The following is a 22,151-nucleotide window of genomic DNA, read 5'->3' on the forward strand; positions in this document are numbered from 1 at the left end:
GCGGGCCTGGCGCCGCGCCGAGGCCCGGCAGAGGGCACCGGGCGCAAGCCGGGCCGCCCGGAAGCGGCGATTCGACCGCGGCGAGATCCGCGGCGGGGGATGGGCGGCCATCGGGACACATGGCCAGCCCCGCCAGCAACCGGGTCCGCCCGGTCCGGGACGCATTCGCACCGTCATTGCGGGCGGACCGCCGAAAATGCATCCGCATCGGATCCCCGCAACAGAGGCCCGGAATATATCGCCGCAGGCCGGGGGCAATAATCGCCCGCATATCAATGGCGCCGATGGTGCACGGATCGGCAGGCGCACGATCCCATTCGAACGCTCCCCGGAAACTATTTCATGCGCCATGCAAATCCGGGCGCACGCCCTGGGAAAGGCGGCCGGCAAACCCGCCGAGGGGCTTGATAAGACTGTGAAAGGATGGAACAGTATTCGGCCGGGGCGTCACAGCCATGACGAAGGCCGGGAAAAACGAGGAAGCCTGGGATGCACCTGAAGCCACCGCCTCAAGATGGCCACGGATTTACGCAGACTTATCGCATTTACTATGCGGATACGGATGCAGGCGGCATCGTCTATCATTCCAAATACCTGGAATTTGCCGAGCGAAGCCGTTCCGAGCTGCTGAGACATGTGGGATACCCCCTCGTCAGCCCGAACGGAGAGCAATTCGTCGCGCGAAATGCAGATATTGCCTGGCAAAGGCCGGCCTGCCTCGATGATCTGATCGCTTGCACCTCATCCGTGATTTCCATCAGGGGCGCAAGCGTTCGTATCCGGCATGTCTTTCGCAAGGAAAACCAGGTGCTGGTCCGGATAGAAATCGAACTGGCGCATATAAACAAATCCATGAAACCCGCGAGAATACCGCCCGCCCTGGTCGAGGCATTCTTGCCCTATCTGGAGCCCGGCACGCCTGGCTGATGCCGGCTCCGGGTCGGCGCTTCTTCCGACCGGAGCCTGCCGCTCGAATCGGCTTCGCGGATTCATCTTGCGAATCCAGTGCGGTGGCTGGGAAGCATGGGCAGGCCGGTTCACCCGGCCCGCGATTGCCGATCATTGCCGCAAGACGGTCCGCAGGCCGTCAACGCGGCAAACGTGCGGCCAGCCGCAGCGCATGCGAGGGATCGGTCGCCGCGACCGGCATCACCGGGTCATAGGCGGCCCGGATCAATGCCGCCAGTTCCGGCGAGGGCGTGACGTCGCAGGCAAAGCTCAGCATGGCCCGCACGGCGACGGTTTCGGCCAACTGTCCCGGATGGGCCTCGGCCAGCCGTCCGCCCATGTTCACGAAACCGATGCAGGCCCGGATGGCGCCGTCGGCGTCAAAGCGGAACAGCCGATACTGGTCGGCATCGCTGCCCTGCAACCGCGCCGCCAGGTCGGGCTGGCCGGTCAGCCGATCGAGATCGGGCAGATCCCGCAGCTCCTGCCAGTCGCGCAGGAAAAAGGTCATCAGGTTCGCCCCCATCTCGGGATCGGTCTCGGCGATGGGGTGGCGGGCATGGGCCAGCACGGCGCGGGTCGCGTCGCGAAACACCGCCAGGCTTTCATCGGCCAGGCCGAAGATCACCGGCGCCACCGGCCGGCCCCAGCGCGCGCAAAGATAGCGCCCGTCGCGGGTGAACAGGCCGGCTATGGTTTCGGGTGTCATGGCATTTTGCGTCATGGCGCGACATTAGCCCGCACCAGGGGCGGAAGAAAGCGCCACCGGCAACCGGGCGATGCAGGCGCGGCGCCTGCATCGGGATCCGGGAACCGTCAATGCGGCCTGGCCGCCTCGGCGACCAGCGGACGGCCATTGCGCAGATGGCGCACCGCCAGCCTGCGCCCCTGCCGGCCCGAGACGATCTCGCGCGCGGCGACCGGCGGGGTCGCCTGCTCGCGCAGATCGGGGAAAAGCGCGAAAAGCTCCTCCCGGGCGCTGCGCCCGATGGCCTTCAGCGCCTGTGTGCCGGGATAAAGCGATTCCGCCTCGGCCCCGTTGGCAAAGACGACCTCGTGCCGGTCGAAGGCAAAGTGGAAATACTCCACCGCCTCCAGATCCTGCGCGATGTCGACCCCGTCCAGCATCAGCAGTTGCTTGGCGGCGACCAGCACCTCGGCGGTCCCGAACAGCCGCATCGCCACCCTGGAGCGCACCAGGATGCGATGCTGCGGCGAGACCAGCAGGTCGGAGGACGGCACCCCCTGCCCCAGGGCCCCGGCGCGGATGCGGATCGGGCGCAGCTTGGGCGTGGCCTTCAGTTCCCGGCCCAGCCGGCACGAGGCGATCCAGCGCAGCGGCTTCAGCCCGTTGTCCAGCGTCCGCACCAGATCGCCGATGCGCAGGCTTTCGACCGGGCGCGGCCCCTCGGCGCATTCGATCAGCGTGCCGCGGGTGAAACAGACGATCTCGGATTCGAAGATCTCGGCGCGGAATCCGATGGTGGCGACGCCCGTGTCCTCCGACAAGCGCATCACGCCCAGGATCTCGACCTTCGAGATGCGGGTATGGACGCTCCAGGCCGCCGCCGTGTCCGTCGAGGGACGGACGAACAGATCGCCATTGCTCATCTGCATGAGCACGCCGTTCAGTTCCACGACGCTGGCGTTGCCATCCTCGTCATGCACGGTCACGGCAAAGCGGGCGCCGAGAAAGGTGTTGAGGGTGACGTTGCTTTGCCGATTGCCATCCGGGTCGGTATAGGAGAACCGGCTGGCGGGTTGCAGAAGTCCCGCTTGATAGGTGGTTCTGAAGATTCTGTTGCTGCCCGAACCGAAGTAATCGCCGGTCAGGGCGACGGGCGCGATCTCGTCGCGACCCTCGGCCGCCCAGCCGTCGATCGCATTGGCCTGGTTCTGGCTGATGTTGCTGGAAGGGGAGGAATCGAGCAGGGACCGATTGCCGATCCACAGCAGGTTAACAGTCGTAACAGGCAATTCGCGCTCCTTTTGCGTTCGTTACCGGCTTCACCCAGCGCGCTTTGCCAAGTGAAAACATTGTAAAAATTCTGCGCCAAGCCCGCTTGACGAAAGCCAAGCCATGCGAGCATTGCAGTCAAAATGGAGATAATGCGAAAATCCGACGCTTGACCAGATCGAAAAAGCGGCAGCAGACAAGGCGGTCGCTTTTTGCTCGACCGGCCCGGCCGAGGATCATCGCCGCGCTCGGGTCGCGCGAGGCGCGGCCCCGGCCAGGGGACGGTCGCGCGCCGATCCGCAGGCCGTTCGGCACCGCCCGTTGCCATGACCGGAGTCGCGGTTGACCGGCGGGACGGGGCCGGTCAACGGCAAGAAGCAGGATCGCGACAGTTTCGTCTCGGCAGGGGCCAGCGCCCCACCGGCGGCGCCAAGGATTCCGCGGCATTCCCTTGCCCTTGCCGCCGCGCCAAGGCCGCATGGCCCGCGCGTGGGGCGCACCACCCTTCGGTTGCGCGATCGCGATCAGCGATCCGTCGGCCCCTGGCCTGCCGCCGCGCCTATTCCGCGGCGCGGCTGCGTGCCGCGTCCAGCATGGGCGCCAGATAGCGGCCGGTATGGCTGGCCTCGACCTCGGCCACGTCTTCGGGCGTGCCGGTGGCCACGATGCGGCCGCCGCCGTCGCCGCCCTCGGGGCCGATGTCGATGATCCAGTCGGCGGTCTTGATGACGTCCAGGTTATGTTCGATCACCACCACCGTATTGCCCTGCTCGACCAGGGAATGCAGCACCTCCAGCAGCTTGCGCACATCCTCGAAATGCAGCCCCGTCGTCGGCTCGTCGAGGATATACAGCGTCTTGCCGGTCGCGCGGCGCGACAGTTCCTTGGACAGCTTGACCCGCTGCGCCTCGCCGCCCGACAGCGTGGTGGCCTGCTGGCCGACCTTGATATAGCCCAGCCCCACCTCGACCAGCGCATCCATCTTTTCGCGGATCGAGGGCACGGCCTTGAAAAACTCCTGCGCGTCCTCGACCGTCATGTCCAGCACGTCGGCGATGGACTTGCCCTTGAAGGTCACTTCCAGCGTCTCGCGGTTGTAGCGCCTGCCCTTGCAGGTCTCGCAGGTGACATAGACGTCGGGCAGGAAATGCATCTCGATCTTGATGACGCCGTCGCCCTGGCAGGCCTCGCAGCGCCCGCCCTTGACGTTGAAGCTGAAGCGGCCCGGCTTGTAGCCGCGCGCCTTGGCCTCGGGCAGGCCGGCGAACCAGTCGCGGATCGGGGTGAAGGCGCCGGTATAGGTGGCGGGGTTGGACCGCGGCGTACGGCCGATCGGGCGCTGGTCGATGTCGATCACCTTGTCCAGATGCTCCAGCCCCTTGATCGTCTCGCAGGGGGCCGGGGTCTGGCGCGCGCCGTTCAGCCGCAGGCTGGCGGTCTTGAACAGGGTCTCGATGGTCAGCGTCGACTTGCCGCCGCCCGAGACGCCGGTGACGCAGACGAACTTGCCCAGCGGGAATTCGGCGGTGACGTTCTTGAGGTTGTTGCCGGTGGCGCCGACCACCTTCACCGCCTTGCCATTGCCCTTGCGGCGTTCCGACGGCACGGTGATCTCGCGCGCGCCGGACAGGTATTGCCCGGTCAGGCTGCAGGGATCGGCGGCGATCTCGGCCGGGGTGCCGCGGGCGACGACCTGGCCGCCATGCACGCCCGCGCCCGGCCCCATGTCGAAGACATAGTCGGCATGGCGGATCGCATCCTCGTCATGCTCGACCACCACGACGGAATTGCCCTGGTCGCGCAGCCCCTTCAGCGTCGAGAGCAGCCGGTCGTTGTCGCGCTGATGCAACCCGATCGAGGGCTCGTCCAGCACGTAAAGCACCCCGGTCAGCCCCGAGCCGATCTGGCTGGCCAGGCGGATGCGTTGGCTTTCGCCACCGGAAAGCGTACCGGCCGCGCGGGACAGCGTCAGGTAGTCCAGCCCGACATTGACCAGGAAGCCCAGTCGCTCGCGGATCTCCTTGAGGATGGCGGCCGCGATCTCGTTCTTCTGCTTGGTCAGGTGCTTCGGCGCCGCCTCGACCCAGGCCAGCGCCTCGCGGATCGACAGTTCGGTGACATTGCCGATATGCGCGCCGGCGATCCTGACCGCCAGCGCCTCGGGCTTCAGCCGATAGCCTTCGCAGGCGCCGCAGGGGCGGTTGTTCTGGTATTTCTCGAATTCTTCGCGCACCCAGGCCGAGTCGCTTTCGCGCAGCCGCCGCTCCATGTTCGGGATCACACCCTCGAACTGGCGGGTGACCTCATAGACGCGGCCGGCATCGTCGAAGCGGAACGGGATCTCGTCCTGGCCCGAACCGCGCAGGAACATCTCGCGCACCGCGTCCGGCAGATCCTTCCACGGCGTCTTCTTGTCGAAGCCGTAGAACTTGGCCAGAGCGTTGACGGTCTGGGTCAGGTAGGCCGATTTCGACCTGGCCCAGGGCGCGATGGCCCCCTGCGCCACCGACAGCGCCGAATCGGGCACCACCAGCCGCTCATCGAAGAACAGCTCGACCCCCAGCCCGTCGCAGACCGGGCAGGCGCCGAAGGGCGCGTTGAAGGAAAACAGCCGCGGCTCGATCTCGGGGATGGTGAAGCCGCTGACCGGGCAGGCGAAATTCTCGGAGAAGGTGATGCGCTCGGCTTCACCTTCGGAGGGCGCGGTTTCCAGCACCGCGATGCCGTCGGCCAGGTCCAGCGCGGTGCGAAAGCTGTCGGCCAGCCGCGTCTCCATGCCCTCGCGCACGACGATGCGGTCCACGACGACGTCGATATTGTGGCGGAATTTCTTGTCGAGGGTCGGCGGCTCGTCCAGCTCGTGGAACTGGCCGTTCACCTTCACGCGTTGGAAGCCCTGCTTGCGCAGCTCCAGGAACTCCTTCTTGTATTCGCCCTTGCGGTCGCGGACGATGGGCGCCAGCAGATAGGCGCGCGTGCCCTCGGGCAGTTCCATCACCCGGTCCACCATGTCCTGCACCTGCTGCGCCTCGATGGGCAGGCCGGTGGCCGGCGAATAGGGCGTGCCGGCGCGGGCGAACAGCAGCCGCAGGTAGTCGTAGATCTCGGTCACCGTGCCGACGGTCGAGCGCGGGTTCTTCGAGGTCGTCTTCTGCTCGATGGAAATCGCCGGCGACAGGCCGCTGATATGGTCGACATCCGGCTTGCCCATCATGTCGAGGAACTGCCGGGCATAGGCCGACAGGCTTTCGACATAGCGCCTCTGCCCCTCGGCATAGATGGTGTCGAAGGCGAGGCTGGACTTGCCCGAGCCCGACAGGCCGGTGATCACCACCAGCTGATCGCGGGGGATGTCCATGTCCACATTCTTCAGATTGTGCTCGCGCGCGCCGCGAACCTCGATGAACTTCTGTTCCATCGCGCCAGTCCTGATTCCGCCAAGCGCATGAGATAGGCATCCGCGCCGAAATGGCAACCCGGAACAGAACAACTCGGGAACATTTCCGCTTGCGATGCCAAGCGCCCTGCCCCACCATGCCGGTGAGTCGCAAACGGAAGGCAACGGGAGGCACCGAATGGCCCGACAGCATTACAAGGGCAGCTGCCAATGCGGCAGCATCGCCTATGAGGTGGACGCCGATCTGGACCAGACCTTCACCTGCAACTGCTCGCGCTGCCAGCGGCTGGGCTTCGTGCTGGCCTTCGTGCCCAGAACGGATTTCCACCTGACCAGTGACGGGCCGGTGACGGAATACCTGTTCAACCGCAAGCAGATCCACCACCGCTTCTGCCCGACCTGCGGGGTGGAATCCTATGCTTTCGGCACGGGCACGGACGGGGTCGAGATGGTGGCGGTGAACGTGAACTGCCTGGAAGGCGTCAACCCGCGCGCACTGGCCAGCCAGGCGGTGGACGGCGCCAGCTACTAGCCGCCGGTATGGCTCATGAAGCGGCTGACCTGCCCGGCGACATGCTGGCGGGAATAGTCGAAGTCGTGGCCCTTGGGCTTGCGGGTGATCGCCTCGCGGATGGCCTCGCGCAGCGGCGCGTCGTCCGGGCTGGCGCGCAGCGGCGCGCGCAGGTCGGCGCGGTCCTCCTGCCCCAGGCACATGAACAGCTCGCCCGTGCAGGTGACGCGGACGCGGTTGCAGCTTTCGCAGAAATTATGCGTGAGCGGCGTGATGAAACCGATCTTCTGCCCGGTCTCCTCCAGGCGCACGTAACGCGCCGGCCCGCCGGTCCGCTCGGCCAGCGGGGTCAGGGTGAACCGCTCGCCCAGGCGGTCGCGCAGGTCGGACAGCGCCCAATACTGGTCCAGCCGCTCTTCCTCGCCCATCTCGCCCATGGGCATGACCTCGATGAAGGTCAGGTCGTGGCCCTGGTCCGCGCACCACTCGACCAGCCGGAACAATTCGTCCTCGTTGAAGCCCTTCAGCGCGACGGTGTTGATCTTGACCCGCATGCCGGCCGCCTTGGCGGCCTCGATCCCCTGCATGACCTGCGGCAATCTGCCCCAGCGGGTGATCTGGGCGAAGCGGTCGGCATCAAGCGTATCCAGCGAGACATTGACCCGCCGCACACCGCAATCGGCCAGTTCGCCGGCGAATCGCGCCAGCTGGCTGCCATTGGTGGTCAGCGTCAATTCGTCCAGACCCGCCCCCAGGTGGCGCGACATGGCGCGAAAGAATTCCATGATGTTGCGCCGCACCAGCGGCTCGCCGCCGGTGACGCGCAGCTTGCGCACGCCCAGGCCCACAAAGGCGGAACACAGCCGGTCCAGTTCCTCCAGCGTCAGCAGGTCGCGCTTGGGCAGGAACTGCATATGCTCGGCCATGCAATAGGTGCAGCGGAAATCGCAACGATCCGTCACCGATACCCGAAGGTAGGTGATCGGCCTGGCAAAGGGGTCTATCAGCGGGGCATGCGCATCCATGGCGCAAAGATAAGCACGGCCCGGCATCGGCACAAGCCGGCCGATCCGTTGATGGTCTCGTAACCATGAATGGAAGCTCGGGTGGACAGCAGGGGCCGGCCGGGTCTAGCCTCGCCCCGATCTGGAAAAGGATGACAAGGACAAGCGCATGCCGATGACCAAGCCGATCCTGCGCCTTCTGGGCGCGCTGGCGCTGCTGGCACTGGCCGCCTGCACCCCTGCGACGCAGACCGCACCCCGCACGCCCGGCACCACCGCGGGCAGCGACGGCGGAACGGCCGGCACCGAAGCCGCCGCGGCGAACCCGACGCTGACCGCGGCCGCGCGCCCCTCGCCCGCGGCGCGCACGGCGGCGGAATTCGACACCACCACCCGCGAGCAAAAGGCCGCGGCCGCCGCCCCGCCCACCACGGGCGAGCGTCGGCTGGGCACCACCATCGCCTCGCTGGGCGACCCTTCGCAGCCCGGCTTCTGGATCAAGACGCCGCTGGTGAAATCCGAAGCCGATGGCCGGATCGTGAACCCGGCGAACCGCAAATCCGCCAAGGTGCGGCTGATCCCGCTGGACGGCCCGGCCAGCGGCGGCAGCCAGGTCTCGCTGCCGGCCTTGCAGCTGATCGGCGTCAGCCTGACCGACCTGCCCACGATCGAGGTCTATGGCAACTGATCGGCGCCCGGCCGGTCCTGCCCGGTCCTGCCGCGGTTTTCCGGCAGCCACCGCCCCGCCTCGCGCCGGGCAAAAGGCTTCAGCCGCGCGCCATGCTCGGCCAGCCAGCCGCGCACGCGGCCGGGGTCGTGCTTGGACAGTTCGCGCAGCCACCAGCCGATGGCCTTTTGCACGAACCATTCCCGGTCATCGGCCAGCCGGGCCAGCCAGGACAGCACGCGCTCGCGCCGCTCCAGATCCTGCGGCTTGGGGTTGCGGATATGCGTCCAGGGCAGCGTGCCGACCAGCGCTGCGCGCCGCACCCAGTAGCTGGGATGATCGAGCCAGGGCTCGATCTCGTCCAGCCGCTCGGGCCGGGCCAGCAGCCGCCGCTCGCCCGCCTTCATGGCATGGTCGGCGATCGCCCAGGTGTCGAATTGCGGCACCCAGCCGGCAATCAGCTCCCAGACCGCCTCATCGGGCCGGATCCGCGCCTGGGTCAGCAGCTTCGCCGCCGCGATCCGCGCCTCATGCACATCGCTGTCCCAAAGCCGCCGTGCCAGATCGACCCGCCCCGGCACGTCGAGCCCGGCCCGCCAACCGCGGGCCAGTTCGTCGATCGCCGGCACCGTCACGCCCAAATAGACCCGCGCCGCCTTGTGATAGGCCGCCATCTCGACCGCCTTGCCGGCATCGCCCAGCGCCTTCAACTCATCCAGTTCCCGCATCTTCACCGTTTTCCGAATAGATCGGCCGGTCGCCGATCCCGTGGGGGAATAATCCGCACCGCTGGCGAAAAGAAGCAATGAAAAAGGGGCGACGCCAGAGAGAGACGCCGCCCCAGTCGAATACGCCAAGAGGGAAACCTGACGATGGCAAGCCAACGCCGCAAATCCCGATCCGGTTCATCACAATTCCTCGACCGCCGTCACGGGCCAGCCGCGACTTGCGTTGGCCCGGCAAAAGCGCAAGCCTGCACCGGAGCCGAACGGAAGGAGCCCCGCCATGAACAAGCCCGCGACCGACCTCAAGATGCTGCTGAAAGACCCCTCGCTCTTGCAGACCCGCGCCTATGTCGCCGGCGAATGGATCGACGCCGATGACGGCAAGACCTTCCCGGTGGTGAACCCGGCCCGCGGCGACGTGATCGCCGAGGTGGCGGACCTGTCCCGCGCCGAGGTCGCCCGCGCCATCGCCGCAGCCGCCGAGGCGATGAAGGGCTGGGCCGCCCGCACCGCCAAGGAACGCGCCCAGATCATGCGCAAATGGTTCGACCTGATGATGGAGAACCAGGACGACCTGGGCAAGATCCTGACCGCCGAGCAGGGCAAGCCCCTGCCCGAGGCCAAGGGCGAGATCGCCTATGGCGCCAGCTTCATCGAATGGTTCGGCGAGGAGGCCAAGCGCATCTATGGCGAGACCATCCCCGGCCACCAGCCCGACAAGCGCCTGACCGTGATCCGCCAGCCGATCGGCGTGGTCGGCTCGATCACGCCCTGGAACTTCCCGAACGCGATGATCACCCGCAAATGCGGCCCGGCCATCGCCGCCGGCTGCGGCTTCGTCGGCCGCCCCGCCGCCGAGACCCCGCTTTCGGCGCTGGCGCTGGCGGTGCTGGCCGAACGCGCGGGCGTGCCTAAGGGGCTGTTCAGCATCGTGACCTCGTCGCGATCCTCGGACATCGGCAAGGAGTTCTGCGAGAACCCGCTGATCCGCAAGCTGACCTTCACCGGCTCGACCGAGGTCGGCCGCATCCTGCTGCGCCAGGCTGCCGACCAGGTGCTGAAATGCTCGATGGAGCTTGGCGGCAACGCCCCCTTCATCGTCTTCGACGATGCCGACCTGGATGCGGCGGTCGAGGGCGCCATGGCCTCGAAATTCCGCAACAACGGCCAGACCTGCGTCTGCGCCAACCGCATCTATGTGCAGGCCGGGGTCTATGACGAATTCGCCCGGCGGCTGGCGGCGGCGGTGGACAGGCTGCGGGTCGGCGACGGGCTGGAAGAAGGCGTGACCACCGGCCCGCTGATCAACCGCGATGCGGTCGAAAAGGTCCAGGAACATATCCAGGACGCGGTCGAGGGCGGCGCCTCTGTCCTCACCGGCGGCAAGCCGCGCGACGGGCTGTTCTTCGACCCGACGGTCGTGACCGGCATCACCGACAAGATGAAGGTGGCGAGCGAGGAAACCTTCGGCCCGCTGGCGCCGCTGTTCAAGTTCGAGACCGAGGAAGAGGCCGTCGAGCGCGCCAATGCCACCATCTTCGGGCTTGCCGCCTATTTCTATGCCCGCGACATCGGCCGCGTCACCCGCGTCCAGGAGGCGCTGGAATACGGCATCGTCGGCGTGAACACCGGCATCATCTCGACCGAGGTGGCGCCCTTCGGCGGCGTCAAGCAGTCAGGGCTTGGCCGCGAGGGCTCGCGCCACGGCATCGAAGATTACCTAGAGATGAAATACATCTGCCTGTCCATCTGACCGGCCAGGAAGAAACCCCGGAGCCGGGCTCCGGGGTTTGCGGGATCAGTGATCCTCGTCTTCGTCGTCATCCGCGTCGGGCAGGTTGAAGAAGCTGTCCGCATCCAGGTTGTCGTCCGGCTCGGGCTTCTCGTCATCCTTGCTGAGGCTGAAATTCTCCAGCCCGGCGATCGAGCTGGGCAGGCGCGGCTCGTCCGACATGGCAAGCGAGGTCTCGGTCGAAAGCAGCTTGCGACGCTCGTCATCGGTCATGGCGCCGCCCTCGGCGGCCTTGCGCTTGGCGGCCTTCTGCACGGCGGCGTCAAGCTCGGACTGACGGCAAAGCCCCAGCGCCACCGGGTCGATGGGCTGGATGTTCTGGATGTTCCAATGCGTGCGGTCGCGGATCGAGGCGATGGTCGGCTTGGTGGTGCCCACCAGCTTCGAGATCTGCGAATCGGCCAGTTCGGGATGAAACTTGACCAGCCACAGGATCGCTGCCGGCCGGTCCTGGCGCTTGGACAGCGGCGTGTAGCGCGGGCCGCGACGCTTCTCCTCGCCCTCGGCGGCGGGGTTGTGCTTGAGCTTCAGCCGGTAGAGCGGATTCTTCTGCCCCTTCTCGATCTCGGACGCATCGAGCTGGTTCGAGGCGACCGGGTCGAAGCCCTTGACGCCGACCGCCACGTCGCCGTCGGCGATGCCCTGGACCTCAAGCTCGTGCATGCCGCAGAAATCGGCGATCTGCTTGAAGCTCAGCGTCGTGTTGTCGACCAGCCAGACGGCGGTGGCCTTGGCCATCAGCGGCTTGTTCATGACCTTCTCCTTAACAATATCTCTTCCGGCCGGGGAAAACGGCTTTCGGCGGCTGCCATTCCATTTTCGGGGGATTGACAGGCTATATAGGCCCGGAAGGGAGCAAAATAAAGCCTGAAATTCGTGGCGCGCGGCCGGGACCGGCGTTAGGTTCGCCGGCATGAGACCGGCCGCCCTGATCGCCCTTTTGCTGTTCGCCCCCGCGGCCCTGGCCCAGGACATCGCGGGACGGTTCGACTATTACGTGCTGTCGCTCAGCTGGTCGCCCAGCTGGTGCCGGACCCAGGACGAGGCCGAACAATGCGCGACCGGGCGGCGCCTGGGCTTCGTCGTCCATGGCCTGTGGCCGCAATACGAACGCGGCTGGCCGGAATATTGCCGGACCGAAGCCCGCGACCCCGCGCGCCACGAAACCCGTGCCATGGCGGATCTGATGGGAACGGGCGGCCTAGCCTGGTATCAATGGAAAAAGCACGGCCGCTGCTCGGGCCTGCCGGCGCGGGACTATTTCGCCCTGACCCGCAAGGCCGCCGCCCGGATCGCCCTGCCCGAGACGCTGCGCCAGCTCGACCGCGACGTCACCCTGCCCGCCCAGGTGATCGAAGACGCCTTCATCGAGGCCAATCCCGGCCTTGCACGCGACGGCATCACCGTGACCTGCCGCGCCCGCGCCCTGCAGGAGATCCGCATCTGCCTGACCCGCGACCTGCGGCCGCGTGCCTGCGCTGAGGATGCCGGGCGGGATTGCCAGGGCAGCTTCCTGATGCCGGCGCCGCGCTGATGGCGCGGCCGCGTGCCTCCGGCGGGGATATTTGGACAAGGAAGAGACCGTTAACCGAATCGCAAGGATTTTCTGTCAGCTTGGAATCACGGAACAGGCGGGGACGCCGATGGCCGTCAAGGAAGAAGCCACACCCCGACCTTCAGCTCCGGCGGGCGGGGTGTGTGCTTTTCTTTCTTGCCCAAATATCCCCGCCGGAGGCTCCGGGCCGTGCCATAGTCGCCGAAGCAGTCAATCCGCGGCCGAAACCCGCAACAGGATCTTGCCGATATGGCCGCTGCCCTCCATGCGGCGATGCGCCTCGGCCGCCTCGGCAAGCGGGAAGGTGCTGTCGATCAACGGGCGCACCGCCCTCGCCTCGACCAGCGGCCAGAGCCGCTCCTGCAGTTCGGTGGCGATGCGCGCCTTGGCCAGGTCGGATTGCGGCCGCAGGGTCGAACCGGTCACCGACAACCGCCGGGCCATGATCTGGGCGAAGTTGATCTCGGCCTTGGGCCCGGCGAGGAAGGCGATCATGGCAAGCCGGCCGTCATCCGCAAGGCACTTGATATTGCGAGCGATATAGTCGCCGCCGACCATGTCCAGGATCAGGTCGGCGCCGCCGGCCTTGCGCAGCACGGCGACGAAATCCTCCTCGCGATAATTGATCGCCCTGGCGCCCAGCTTCTCGCAGGCCGCGCATTTCTCGGCCGAGCCTGCCGTCGCCCAGACCCGCGCCCCCAGCGCCTTGGCGATCTGGATCGCCATGGTGCCGATGCCCGATGAGCCGCCATGGACCAGGAAGCGCTCGCCCGGCTGCAAGCCGCCGCGCATGACCACGTTGGACCAGACAGTGAAGGCGGTTTCGGGCAACGCGGCGCCCAGGCGCAGAGACAGCCCCTGCGGAATCGGCAGGGCGTGGTCTGCGGGACAGGTCGCATATTGCGCATAGCCGCCGCCCGGCAGCAGGGCGCAGACCCGGTCGCCCGGCCTCCAGCACGTGACGCCCGGACCGACGGCCGCCACTTCGCCGGCACATTCCAGGCCCGGCAGGTCCGAGGCCCCCGGTGGCGGCGCATAGGAGCCGGCGCGTTGCAGCACGTCGGGACGGTTCACCCCGGCCCAGGCAACGCGGATCAGGATCTGGCCATGCCCGGCCACCGGCACCGGCCGCGTCACCGGCCGCAGAACCTCGGCCCCGCCGGGGGATGAAATCTCGATTGCCTGCATCACATCGGGAATCACCCGTCGCCTCCTTCTGTCCGGGCGCGCGGATTTGCGCGCAACGCTCCGGGCAGATTGCGATTTTCCGGCCGCCTGATCCAGCCCGTCGCAAGCCCGGCCAGGGTCGAGACGCCGGGCAGTCCGCCGACCCGTTCCTTCAGGCTTTCGAAGCGCATCACCCCTTCGATGCGGCGGTCCAGGAAGCGGCGCGTCTCCTCGGCCTCGGGCGAATCGTCGCCCAGCCAGTAAAGCACCGTCGCGCCATAGACGGCCGACAGCGTCGCGCGCTTGGAATACCAGTTCACGTCCTCGGAGCGGTCGCCGAGCCCGTCCCAGATCGCATCGGCCGTCTCCCAGACCAGCCGCGCGCCAAGCGCCGCATTCTGCGGCAAGGCCAGGATCGCCGCCCCTGCCCGTGCAAGCTCGCGGTTGCTGAGCGACAGCCGCCGCATCACCGCCGCCGAGACCCGGTCGCGAAACCGGCCCTCGGGCGGATGCGCCGCCAGCCAGTCGCGCAGCGCCTGGTCGCCCCGGCGGTGATAGGCGGCGGCCAGATCCGCGCCGCCGCGCGGCAGGTGCACCCGCGCCAGGGCCGGGTTCATGCCGATGTCGCGCGCGCCCTCGGCGATGGCCTTGTCGCCCATGCCCTCGAAGATGACGTGGGACAGCGCGGCCTCGATCAGCCGCTCGCGGTCATCCGTCATGGCACTCTCCTTTTTCTTCGTGCGGCGCGGGTCCGGAAAATCTGGACAAAGCCGATTCGGCTTGCTAGAAGGCCGCGTCCTGCAAATCAGCTCAACTTTAACCTAGGAAGGTGGTGACAACCACATGCAGGTAAGTGTTCGCGACAACAACGTCGAACAGGCGCTTCGTGCTCTGAAGAAGAAACTTCAGCGCGAGGGGGTGTTCCGTGAAATGAAGCTCAAGCAGCATTTCGAGAAACCCTCGGTCAAGAAGGCCCGTGAAAAGGCCGAGGCCGTCCGCCGCGCCCGCAAGCTGGCGCGCAAGAAAGCGCAACGCGAAGGCGCGCTGTAAGACGAGCGACACGTTCGTTTCAGGAAAACCCCCGTGCCATGCGCGGGGGTTTTTCATTCACGCCGGTTCCTTTCATCCCGGTTCCTTCACACCGGCAGCGCCGTGGTGAAGGCCACCGTGCGCAGCGAGAACGAGGAATGCATCTGCTGCACGCCCGGCAGCTTGGCCAGCCGCTGCCGGTGGATGCGGGCAAAATCGTCGGTATCCTGCGCCACCACCTTCAGCAGGTAATCCGCCGAACCGGCCATCAGGTGACATTCCAGCACGTCGGGGATGGTGCGCACGGCGCGCTCGAAAGCCTCCAGCAACTCGTCGGCCTGGCCCGACAGGGTGATCTCGACAAAGACCGTGGTCGGCCGCTCCAGCTTGCGCGCGTCGAGCAGCGCGACATAGCCGCGGATCACCCCAGCCTCCTCCAGCCTCTGCACGCGGCGGTGGCAGGCGCTGGGGGAAAGCCCGGCCTCGTTTGCCAGATCGGCATTGGTCATGCGCCCGTCGCGTTGCAGGACGGAGAGAATGCGGCGATCCGTCGCGTCAAGCTCGATCATCGGGGCGATCCCTGTCTCGCGGGCGCCGGTCGGCGCCGGTTTCTTCGACCATAGCGCCGCCAGAGGCCGGATATAAGCGAAAATCACCGCAACAGGCAGCAAGGCACGACCCCAGGGCGCCGCGCCGCCGCCTTGGCCGGCCGCTTCCGCCTCAGACGCTGCGGGCCCGCAACTCGTCGCGGATCTCCATCAGCAGCTCCTCCTGCGTCGGGCCGGCGGGGGCGGCCGCCTCGGCCTCTTTCTTGCGGATCGCGGCGCTTTGCACCTTGTTCACCGCCTTGACCAGCAGGAACACCGCCCAGGCGACGATCAGGAAGTTGATGACCGCCGAGAGGAAGGCGCCATAGGCAAAGACCGAGGCGCCGGAATCGCGCGCCACCTGCAGGCTGGCGCCCGGCGGAACCTCGCCCTTCAGCACCAGGTAATGCCCGCTGAAATCCGTGCCGCCGGTCAGCAGCCCGATGATCGGGTTGATCAGGTCGGCGACCAGCGAATTCACGATCGCCGTGAAGGCCGCGCCGATGATGATGCCGACGGCAAGGTCGATGACATTGCCCCGGGCGATGAATTCCTTGAACTCCTTGAACATGGGCTTACCTTTCCCGGCCTGTTGCACGCGTTCCGGCAAAGGCTGCCACATCACGCTAACCCCTTGCAACATGAGACAGGACTGGACAGGAAACGACATGACGGCATTATCCGAATTTCCGATCACCCGCCGCTGGCCGCCCCGGCGTCCCGAGGTCATCCAGCTTTACACGCTGAACACGCCGAACGGCATCAAGACCTCGGTCATGCTCGAGGAATGCGGGCTGGACTATGACGCGCATCGCATCAGCATCTCCGACCCCGAGGACCAGTTCACCCCCGAATTCCTGTCGCTGAACCCCAATAACAAGATCCCGGCGATGATCGACCCGAACGGGCCGGACGGCAAACCCATGGGCCTGTTCGAAACCGGCGCCATGCTGATCTATCTGGGCGACAAGACCGGCAAGTTCCTGCCCGCCTCGGGTGCGGCGCGCTACCACACCATCCAATGGCTGATGTGGCAGATGGGCGGGGTCGGGCCGATGTTCGGCCAGGTCGGCTATTTCCACCGCTACAAGGGCAGCGAGATCGAGGATCCCCGTCCCCGCACCCGCTATTACGACGAGGCGCGGCGGCTCTTGGGCGTGCTGGACCGCCAGCTTCAGGGGCGCGACTGGATCACCGGCGAATATTCCATCGCCGACATGGCCGTAGGGCCCTGGCTGCGCACGGTCCGGGTGAATTACGAGGCCGAGACAGAGACCGGCATGGATGGCTTTGCCAACGTCCAGGCCTATCTGGAACGCTTCCTGGCCCGTCCCGCCGTGCAGCGCGGCATCGAGGTCGGGGCCGCCTGACCGGCATCGCGGCAGGGCTTGCAACCGATACGCGATTCATGGACCGTCCGGGAAACATCGCGGACGGTCTCATGCCTTTTATCGAGCATAACGGAAAACGTATCCTTTTCATCCACATCCCCAAGACCGGCGGCACCTCGGTCGAGAACTGGATGCTGGGCATCGCGCCGCTGCGCCTGTTCAGCCAGGGCATCCCCGCGGCGATGAAATGCACGCCGCAGCATCTGCGCATGCAGGACATCCGCGCGCTGCTGGGCGAGGGCTATTTCGACCATGTGCTGACCGTGGTGCGCAACCCCTACGACCGCGTCGCCAGCGAATACCGGATGCGGGTGCATCTGGCGAAAGAGAATTTCTTCAAGGGGTTGCCCGTCTTCTCGCTCTGGCTGGAGGATTGGCTGAACCGCCAGAAGCGCGAGCCCTTCTGCCTGGACAACCACCTGCGCCCGCAATGGGAGTTCCTGGGCAGCGAAGTCGAGACCTTCCGCTTCGAGGACGGCTTGCAGGCCCCCCTCGCCCGCATGGCGGAATGGCTGGGCGTCGCCCCGCCCGAAAGCCTGCCCCACGACCTGCGCCCCGACCCGCTGGGGATCGCCTGGGACCAGGTGGACCGGATCCGGGTGCGCGACCATTACGCCCGCGATTTCGAGACGCTGGGCTATTTCACCGACTGAACCGGGGCATCAGGCCGGGGCGCGGACCCCGGCCCCATGGCCCGCCCTAGCTGCGCAGCACGCCGCCGGTGGCCTTGCCGACCTTTTCGACGATCTTGGCGCTGACCGCCTCGATCTCGGCATCGGTCAGGGTCTTTTCCCGCGGCTGCAACCGCGCGGTGATGGCGATGGACTTCTTGCCGCCTTCCAGCCCGGTAAACTGGTCAAAAACCGTCACCCGCTCGATCAGCGCCTTGTCCGCACCCGCCGCCGCGTTCACCAGCGCCAGCGCCTCGACGCCGCCATCCACCACGAAGGCGAAGTCGCGCTCGACCGCCTGCAGGTCGGACAGCACCAGCGCCGGGCGCGAGGGCGATTTCACCTTGGGCAGCGGCACGGCGGCGATGCGAATGGTAAAGCCGACCGCCGCACCCTTGATGCCGAAATGCCGCAGCACGCGAGGGTGGATCTCGCCAAATGTCGCCAGCGCATTCGGCCCCAGCGCGATGTTCCCCGCCCGGCCCGGATGCCACCAGCCGTCCAGCTTGCGGTTGATCTGCGCCTTGGCCGGCGCGCCGATGGCCTGCAACACCGCCTCGGCATCGGCCTTGGCGTCGTAGATATCCACCTTGCGCCGCGAGGCATAGGGGTCGCGCGCCGCATTCGCCCCGACCAGGATGCCCGACAGGTGCAGGTCCTGCTCGCCCGGCTCGCCGCCGCTGAACACGGGGCCGCATTCGAACAGCGCCAGATCGGCAAAGCCGCGCGCCTGGTTGCGCGCCGCCGCCGCCAGCAGGCCCGGCAGCAGGTCGGGGCGCATATGCGTCATCTCGCTGCTGATCGGGTTCTCGATCCTGACCGCGTCGGAACCGCCACCGAACAGCGCCGCGGCCTTATGGTCGATGAAGCTGTAGGTCACGCATTCGTTGTAGCCCAGCGAGGCTGCCATGCGCCGCGCCGCCTGTTCGCGGCGCTGCAAGGGGGTCAGCACCGGCTGCGGCACGCCCGCCTGCGGGCGCGGCAGCGGCTGGCCCTGCAGCTTGGTCAGGCTGGCGATGCGCGCCACCTCCTCGACCAGGTCGGCGCTGCCCTGCACATCGGGACGCCAGCTGGGCACGAAGGCCCGGTCGCCCTCCAGCCGGAAACCCAGCGCGGTCAGCGTCGCGCGCTGTTCGGCCTCGGGGATGTCCATGCCGACCAGGCTGCTGACCCGCGCCGGTTCCAGAAGGTAGCTGCGGGTCGTGTCGGGCACCGCGCCCGCCGTCACCACCTCGGAGGCCTCGCCACCGCAAAGCTCCAGGATCATCTGCGTCGCCCGTTCCAGGCCCGGTTGGGTAAAGGCCGGATCCACGCCGCGCTCGAAACGATAGCGCGCGTCCGAGTTGATCTTCAGCGCCCGGCCCGCCGTGGCGATGGCGATGGGATCCCAATAGGCGCTTTCCAGGAAGACGTTCACCGTCTGGTCCGAGCAGCCGCTATGCTCGCCGCCCATGATGCCGGCGATGCTTTCCGGGCCGGCCTCGTCGGCGATGATCATGGTGCCGGGGGCAAAGGCATAGGTCTTGCCGTCCAGCGCCAGCAATGCCTCGCCCTCGACCGAGGCGCGCACGGTCAGGTCGCCCTTGACCTTGTCGGCATCAAAGACATGCAGCGGCCGGTTCAGGTCGAAGGTGAAGAAATTGGTGATGTCCACCAGCGTGTTGATCGGCCGCAGCCCGATGGCGGTCAGCCGCTTTTGCAGCCAGTCCGGCGACGGCCCGTTCCTGACCCCGCGGATCAGCCGGCCGCTGAAGAACGGCGCCTTCGGTGCCATCTCGGGCGCGATCGCCACCTGGATGGGCGAGGCAAAGCTGCCCGGCACGGTCACGTCCCTGACCGGCTTCAACCGGCCCAGCCCGCGCGCGGCAAGGTCGCGGGCGATGCCATGCACCCCCAGCGCATCGGGGCGGTTCGGGGTGATCTTGATCTCGATCACCGGATCGACGGCCTCGGGCCGGTTCGCGGCCAGCCAATCGACGAACCTGTCGCCCACCTCACCCGAGGGCAGCTCGATGATACCGTCATGCTCCTCCGATAGTTCCAGCTCGCGTTCCGAGGCCATCATGCCATGGCTTTCGACGCCGCGGATCTTGCCGACGCCCAGGGTCACGTCGATGCCGGGGACATAATCGCCGGGCTTGGCCAGCACCACGGTGATGCCGGCGCGGGCATTGGGGGCGCCGCAGACGATCTGCTTCTCGCCCTCGTCCGTCAACACCTTGCAGACCCGCAGCCGGTCGGCATCGGGATGCTGCTCGGCATGCAGAACCTTGGCCAGGGTGAAGGTCTTCAACTTGGCAGCCGGATCGGCCACGCCCTCGACCTCGAGGCCAAGGTCGGTCAGCGCCTCGGTGATCTCATCGAGGGAGGCTTGAGTGTCGAGATGCTCTTTGAGCCAGGAGAGGGTGAATTTCATTGCGGCGGCTCCGTCGGGTTTGCGCGACCCTTAGCGCATGGCGCGGCGGATTGGTAGGGTGGTGGAGCCGGATGCGCAGGGCCCTTGTCGCGACCCGACGACAAACTTCGCCCGTGCGCGGTCGCGGCTACGCGCAGGTTTCTTAGGGTCAGGATTCATAACCAATAGATGACGAGAGCCGCGAGGGCGATGGCTGAGAGGAACACCTTGGGGCATCGGTCATAGCGGGTCGCGACGCGCCTCCAGTCCTTGAGCCTGCCGAACATGATCTCGATGCGGTTACGCCGCTTGTATCTCCGCTTATCGTATTTGATCGGCGTCTTGCGTTTCTTCCGGCCTGGGATGCAGGCACGTATCCCCTTGTCCTGCAACGCTTCTCTGAACCAGTCAGCGTCATAGCCACGATCCCCGAGTAGCCATTTGACGTTTGGCAGACCACTCAGCAGGGCCCGAGCGCCGATATAATCGCTGACCTGTCCAGCGGTGACGAACAGGTCGATCGGTCGCCCCTGACTGTCGCAGATGGCGTGCAGCTTGGTGTTCATACCGCCTTTGGTTCGACCGATCAGGCGACCACGCCCCCCTTTTTGGCGGCCATGCTGGTCGCCGTTCGATGGGCCTTGAGGTATGTTGCGTCGATCATCACGGTCGTTTTCTCGCCGTGTTCCGCCGCCAGCCCGGCCATCATCCGCGCGAAGATGCCCTTTTCGCTCCAACGCTTCCACCGGCTGTAGAGCGTCTTATGTGGGCCATACGAGGCGGGCGCATCGCGCCAACGCAAGCCATTGCGATTGATGAAAATAATCCCGCTCAGCACCCGTCTGTCATCAACCCGGGGCTTCCCGTGCGACCTGGGAAAGAAGGGAGCCAGGCGCGCCATCTGCGCGTCGGTCAGCCAGAAGAGATCGCTCATGTCACCGCTCCGTTTTCGGAGGCGTGAATCACGCAGCGCAACAGAAATCAATGCATCCTGACCCTAGGAAAAGAACCACCGTGAAAAACGTCATGGCGGGCAAAGACAGGGCCATCAGTGCAACCGCGATCAACCAAGGCTCTTGCATTTCGGGGCTGAGCTCTGGAACGGCCGCGGTGACAAGTGCCGTCTTTATACCTACAGAAAAGGCAGATACAGATATGGCAATCCCTCCGATCGTCCATATCCGCGTCAGCGCCCCGGAGAAATCATACTCCTCGGTCCGACCAACCGAAGGGGCATCCCTCACCGCGACAGCCCACCGCTCACGCTCGGCACGTCCCCCGCCGCGAACCCGTAATGCCGCAGCCAGCGCAGATCGCTTTCAAAGAATGCCCGCAGGTCGGGAATGCCGTATTTCAGCATGGCGATCCGGTCGATGCCCATGCCGAAGGCGAAGCCCTGCCATGCCTCGGGGTCGATGCCGCCGGCCGCCAGCACCTTGGGATGCACCATGCCCGAGCCCAGGATCTCGAGCCAGCTTTCACCCTGGCCGATGGTCAGCTTGCCGCCCTCCCAGGAACAGCGGATGTCGACCTCGGCCGAGGGCTCGGTGAAGGGGAAATGCGAGGCGCGGAAGCGCAGCTCGACCTCGTCCACCTCGAAAAAGGCGCGGCAGAACTCCTCCAGCGTCCATTTCAGGTTCGCCATCGAGATGTCCTTGCCCAGCGCCAGCCCCTCGACCTGGTGGAACATCGGCGTATGGGTCTGGTCCATGTCCATGCGATAGACGCGGCCCGGGCAGATCACCCGGATCGGCGCGCCGCTGGCCTGCATGGCACGGATCTGCACCGGCGAGGTATGGGTCCGCAGCACATGCGGCGGGCGCGGGTCGTCCGCCGCGCGGGCCATGAAGAAGGTGTCATGCTCCTGCCGGGCGGGATGCTCGGGGGGATGTTCAGCGCATCGAAGTTGAACCAGTCGCTTTCGATCTGCGGGCCCTCAGCGACGCGGAAGCCCATGTCGGCGAAGATCGCGGTGACTTCTTCCGTGACCTGGCTGATCGGGTGGATGGTGCCCTGCGGCCGCGGCCGGCCCGGCAGGGTCACGTCCAGCCATTCCTGCTTCAGCCGCGCATCCAGCGCCGCATCCTCCAGCCCCTGCTTGCGGGCGCGCAGCGCGGCGTCGATCTCGTCCTTCAGCCGGTTCAGCGCGGCGCCTCGGGTCTGGCGCTCCTCGGGCGTCATCCGGCCCAGTTCCTTCATCATGCCGCTGATCTCGCCCTTCTTGCCAAGGGCGGCCAGGCGCACCTGCTCCAGCGCGTCGCCATCGGCGGCGGTCGAGATGCGGTCGAGATAGGACTGGCGAAGAACGGTCAGGTCGGACATGGGCGGGCTTCCTTGCGGTTTGCCTGCGCCGAT

At 66.6% G+C, this 22,151-nt stretch carries 21 protein-coding genes and 1 pseudogene; 8 read left to right on the top strand and 14 right to left on the bottom strand.

From position 1 onward, the window contains the following. The first annotated feature begins 489 nt into the window (after positions 1-489). Complete coding sequence (locus ESD82_RS18455) at positions 490-927, top strand: YbgC/FadM family acyl-CoA thioesterase (RefSeq protein ID WP_147427664.1); 438 nt, start codon at positions 490-492, stop codon at positions 925-927. A 160-nt stretch (positions 928-1,087) separates the two neighbouring features. Here the strand turns inward: ESD82_RS18455 and ESD82_RS18460 are convergent, their stop codons facing one another. The 3 genes from ESD82_RS18460 to uvrA form a co-directional block, all read right to left on the bottom strand. Next, the gene (locus ESD82_RS18460) at positions 1,088-1,657 is read right to left on the bottom strand and encodes a hypothetical protein (protein WP_024843622.1); all 570 of its coding nucleotides are present in this window, start codon (positions 1,655-1,657) and stop codon (positions 1,088-1,090) included. Positions 1,658-1,764: 107 nt separating this feature from the next. Further along, a complete protein-coding gene (locus ESD82_RS22335) occupies positions 1,765-2,925 on the bottom strand; it encodes a Hint domain-containing protein (protein WP_024843621.1) in 1,161 nt (386 codons plus the stop codon). A 539-nt stretch (positions 2,926-3,464) separates the two neighbouring features. Continuing rightward, complete coding sequence (uvrA, locus tag ESD82_RS18470; protein ID WP_147427663.1) at positions 3,465-6,323, bottom strand: excinuclease ABC subunit UvrA; 2,859 nt, start codon at positions 6,321-6,323, stop codon at positions 3,465-3,467. A 157-nt stretch (positions 6,324-6,480) separates the two neighbouring features. Here uvrA and ESD82_RS18475 point away from each other — a divergent pair, with 157 nt between their 5' ends. Further along, positions 6,481-6,834, top strand: coding sequence for a GFA family protein (locus ESD82_RS18475; protein ID WP_024843619.1), 354 nt, complete (start codon positions 6,481-6,483; stop codon positions 6,832-6,834). On the opposite strand, the gene moaA is transcribed toward ESD82_RS18475, so the two are convergent. Then, complete coding sequence (gene moaA / locus ESD82_RS18480) at positions 6,831-7,865, bottom strand: GTP 3',8-cyclase MoaA (protein WP_024843618.1); 1,035 nt, start codon at positions 7,863-7,865, stop codon at positions 6,831-6,833. The two genes, ESD82_RS18475 and moaA, sit on opposite strands and share 4 nt — an antisense overlap. 121 nt (positions 7,866-7,986) lie before the next feature. On the opposite strand from moaA, the gene ESD82_RS18485 reads away from it, so the two are divergent. Continuing rightward, positions 7,987-8,505, top strand: a complete 519-nt coding sequence (locus ESD82_RS18485; protein WP_374327946.1) for a hypothetical protein — start codon at positions 7,987-7,989, stop codon at positions 8,503-8,505. Here ESD82_RS18485 and ESD82_RS18490 read toward each other — a convergent pair. Both ESD82_RS18490 and ESD82_RS18495 read right to left on the bottom strand, forming a co-directional pair. Continuing rightward, entirely contained in the window at positions 8,493-9,212 is a 720-nt protein-coding gene (locus ESD82_RS18490) for a DNA alkylation repair protein (protein WP_024843616.1), read from the bottom strand. The genes ESD82_RS18485 and ESD82_RS18490 overlap by 13 nt on opposite strands. After that, positions 9,196-9,393 (bottom strand): hypothetical protein, encoded by a 198-nt coding sequence (locus ESD82_RS18495; RefSeq protein ID WP_147427662.1) that lies wholly within the window; start codon positions 9,391-9,393, stop codon positions 9,196-9,198. The genes ESD82_RS18490 and ESD82_RS18495 overlap by 17 nt, the downstream gene beginning before the upstream one ends. Positions 9,394-9,489: 96 nt before the next feature. Here ESD82_RS18495 and ESD82_RS18500 point away from each other — a divergent pair, with 96 nt between their 5' ends. Continuing rightward, positions 9,490-10,962 (top strand): NAD-dependent succinate-semialdehyde dehydrogenase, encoded by a 1,473-nt coding sequence (locus ESD82_RS18500; protein WP_147427661.1) that lies wholly within the window; start codon positions 9,490-9,492, stop codon positions 10,960-10,962. Between the two features lie 45 nt (positions 10,963-11,007). Here ESD82_RS18500 and ESD82_RS18505 read toward each other — a convergent pair whose 3' ends face one another. Then, positions 11,008-11,754 carry a DUF1013 domain-containing protein gene (locus tag ESD82_RS18505; RefSeq protein ID WP_024843614.1) on the bottom strand — a complete coding sequence of 249 codons (747 nt, stop codon included), beginning with the start codon at positions 11,752-11,754 and terminating at the stop codon, positions 11,008-11,010. Between the two features lie 160 nt (positions 11,755-11,914). On the opposite strand from ESD82_RS18505, the gene ESD82_RS18510 reads away from it, so the two are divergent. Continuing rightward, positions 11,915-12,535: a ribonuclease T2 family protein gene (locus tag ESD82_RS18510; protein ID WP_024843613.1), complete on the top strand. Its 621-nt coding sequence runs from the start codon at positions 11,915-11,917 to the stop codon at positions 12,533-12,535. A gap of 231 nt (positions 12,536-12,766) precedes the next feature. Here ESD82_RS18510 and ESD82_RS18515 read toward each other — a convergent pair whose 3' ends face one another. Both ESD82_RS18515 and ESD82_RS18520 read right to left on the bottom strand, forming a co-directional pair. Then, entirely contained in the window at positions 12,767-13,744 is a 978-nt protein-coding gene (locus ESD82_RS18515; RefSeq protein WP_147428273.1) for an NAD(P)H-quinone oxidoreductase, read from the bottom strand. A gap of 11 nt (positions 13,745-13,755) precedes the next feature. After that, positions 13,756-14,442 (bottom strand): COQ9 family protein, encoded by a 687-nt coding sequence (locus tag ESD82_RS18520; protein ID WP_024843611.1) that lies wholly within the window; start codon positions 14,440-14,442, stop codon positions 13,756-13,758. Positions 14,443-14,566: 124 nt separating this feature from the next. Between ESD82_RS18520 and rpsU the strand changes: the two genes are divergently transcribed. Beyond that, positions 14,567-14,773, top strand: a complete 207-nt coding sequence (rpsU, locus tag ESD82_RS18525; RefSeq protein WP_011748553.1) for a 30S ribosomal protein S21 — start codon at positions 14,567-14,569, stop codon at positions 14,771-14,773. Between the two features lie 86 nt (positions 14,774-14,859). On the opposite strand, the gene ESD82_RS18530 is transcribed toward rpsU, so the two are convergent. Together ESD82_RS18530 and mscL are read right to left on the bottom strand one after the other, a co-directional pair. After that, complete coding sequence (locus tag ESD82_RS18530) at positions 14,860-15,318, bottom strand: Lrp/AsnC family transcriptional regulator (RefSeq protein ID WP_024843610.1); 459 nt, start codon at positions 15,316-15,318, stop codon at positions 14,860-14,862. 154 nt (positions 15,319-15,472) lie between these two features. After that, entirely contained in the window at positions 15,473-15,910 is a 438-nt protein-coding gene (gene mscL / locus ESD82_RS18535) for a large conductance mechanosensitive channel protein MscL (RefSeq protein WP_024843609.1), read from the bottom strand. A gap of 97 nt (positions 15,911-16,007) precedes the next feature. On the opposite strand from mscL, the gene ESD82_RS18540 reads away from it, so the two are divergent. Further along, on the top strand, positions 16,008-16,709 hold the full coding sequence (locus ESD82_RS18540) for a glutathione S-transferase C-terminal domain-containing protein (protein WP_028710093.1): 702 nt from the start codon (positions 16,008-16,010) through the stop codon (positions 16,707-16,709). Between the two features lie 71 nt (positions 16,710-16,780). After that, positions 16,781-17,383 carry a sulfotransferase family 2 domain-containing protein gene (locus tag ESD82_RS18545; protein WP_024843607.1) on the top strand — a complete coding sequence of 201 codons (603 nt, stop codon included), beginning with the start codon at positions 16,781-16,783 and terminating at the stop codon, positions 17,381-17,383. Positions 17,384-17,429: 46 nt separating this feature from the next. Here ESD82_RS18545 and pheT read toward each other — a convergent pair whose 3' ends face one another. From pheT to pheS, 3 genes and pseudogenes are all read right to left on the bottom strand, one after another. Further along, complete coding sequence (gene pheT, locus ESD82_RS18550; protein WP_147427660.1) at positions 17,430-19,817, bottom strand: phenylalanine--tRNA ligase subunit beta; 2,388 nt, start codon at positions 19,815-19,817, stop codon at positions 17,430-17,432. A 155-nt stretch (positions 19,818-19,972) separates the two neighbouring features. Then, a protein-coding gene (locus ESD82_RS18555) for an IS5-like element ISPso2 family transposase (RefSeq protein WP_147427659.1) occupies positions 19,973-20,730 on the bottom strand; the annotation gives its coding sequence in 2 pieces (ribosomal slippage) (positions 19,973-20,406 and positions 20,406-20,730; 759 coding nt in all). 306 nt (positions 20,731-21,036) lie between these two features. Beyond that, positions 21,037-22,118, bottom strand: a pseudogene (pheS, locus tag ESD82_RS18560) (phenylalanine--tRNA ligase subunit alpha). Between the last annotated feature and the right edge of the window lie 33 nt (positions 22,119-22,151).

The sequence above is a fragment of the Paracoccus pantotrophus genome (genome assembly GCF_008824185.1).
Lineage (GTDB): Bacteria > Pseudomonadota > Alphaproteobacteria > Rhodobacterales > Rhodobacteraceae > Paracoccus > Paracoccus pantotrophus.

Coding starts and splice junctions, on each gene's coding strand:
- ESD82_RS18455 (WP_147427664.1), top strand. CDS start 490: ATGCACCTGAAGCCACCGCCTCAAGATGGCCACGGATTTACGCAGACT.
- ESD82_RS18460 (WP_024843622.1), bottom strand. CDS start 1,657: ATGACACCCGAAACCATAGCCGGCCTGTTCACCCGCGACGGGCGCTAT.
- uvrA (WP_147427663.1), bottom strand. CDS start 6,323: ATGGAACAGAAGTTCATCGAGGTTCGCGGCGCGCGCGAGCACAATCTG.
- ESD82_RS18475 (WP_024843619.1), top strand. CDS start 6,481: ATGGCCCGACAGCATTACAAGGGCAGCTGCCAATGCGGCAGCATCGCC.
- moaA (WP_024843618.1), bottom strand. CDS start 7,865: ATGCCGGGCCGTGCTTATCTTTGCGCCATGGATGCGCATGCCCCGCTG.
- ESD82_RS18485 (WP_374327946.1), top strand. CDS start 7,987: ATGCCGATGACCAAGCCGATCCTGCGCCTTCTGGGCGCGCTGGCGCTG.
- ESD82_RS18490 (WP_024843616.1), bottom strand. CDS start 9,212: ATGCGGGAACTGGATGAGTTGAAGGCGCTGGGCGATGCCGGCAAGGCG.
- ESD82_RS18495 (WP_147427662.1), bottom strand. CDS start 9,393: ATGAACCGGATCGGGATTTGCGGCGTTGGCTTGCCATCGTCAGGTTTC.
- ESD82_RS18500 (WP_147427661.1), top strand. CDS start 9,490: ATGAACAAGCCCGCGACCGACCTCAAGATGCTGCTGAAAGACCCCTCG.
- ESD82_RS18505 (WP_024843614.1), bottom strand. CDS start 11,754: ATGAACAAGCCGCTGATGGCCAAGGCCACCGCCGTCTGGCTGGTCGAC.
- ESD82_RS18510 (WP_024843613.1), top strand. CDS start 11,915: ATGAGACCGGCCGCCCTGATCGCCCTTTTGCTGTTCGCCCCCGCGGCC.
- ESD82_RS18515 (WP_147428273.1), bottom strand. CDS start 13,744: ATGCAGGCAATCGAGATTTCATCCCCCGGCGGGGCCGAGGTTCTGCGG.
- ESD82_RS18520 (WP_024843611.1), bottom strand. CDS start 14,442: ATGACGGATGACCGCGAGCGGCTGATCGAGGCCGCGCTGTCCCACGTC.
- rpsU (WP_011748553.1), top strand. CDS start 14,567: ATGCAGGTAAGTGTTCGCGACAACAACGTCGAACAGGCGCTTCGTGCT.
- mscL (WP_024843609.1), bottom strand. CDS start 15,910: ATGTTCAAGGAGTTCAAGGAATTCATCGCCCGGGGCAATGTCATCGAC.
- ESD82_RS18540 (WP_028710093.1), top strand. CDS start 16,008: ATGACGGCATTATCCGAATTTCCGATCACCCGCCGCTGGCCGCCCCGG.
- ESD82_RS18545 (WP_024843607.1), top strand. CDS start 16,781: ATGCCTTTTATCGAGCATAACGGAAAACGTATCCTTTTCATCCACATC.
- pheT (WP_147427660.1), bottom strand. CDS start 19,817: ATGAAATTCACCCTCTCCTGGCTCAAAGAGCATCTCGACACTCAAGCC.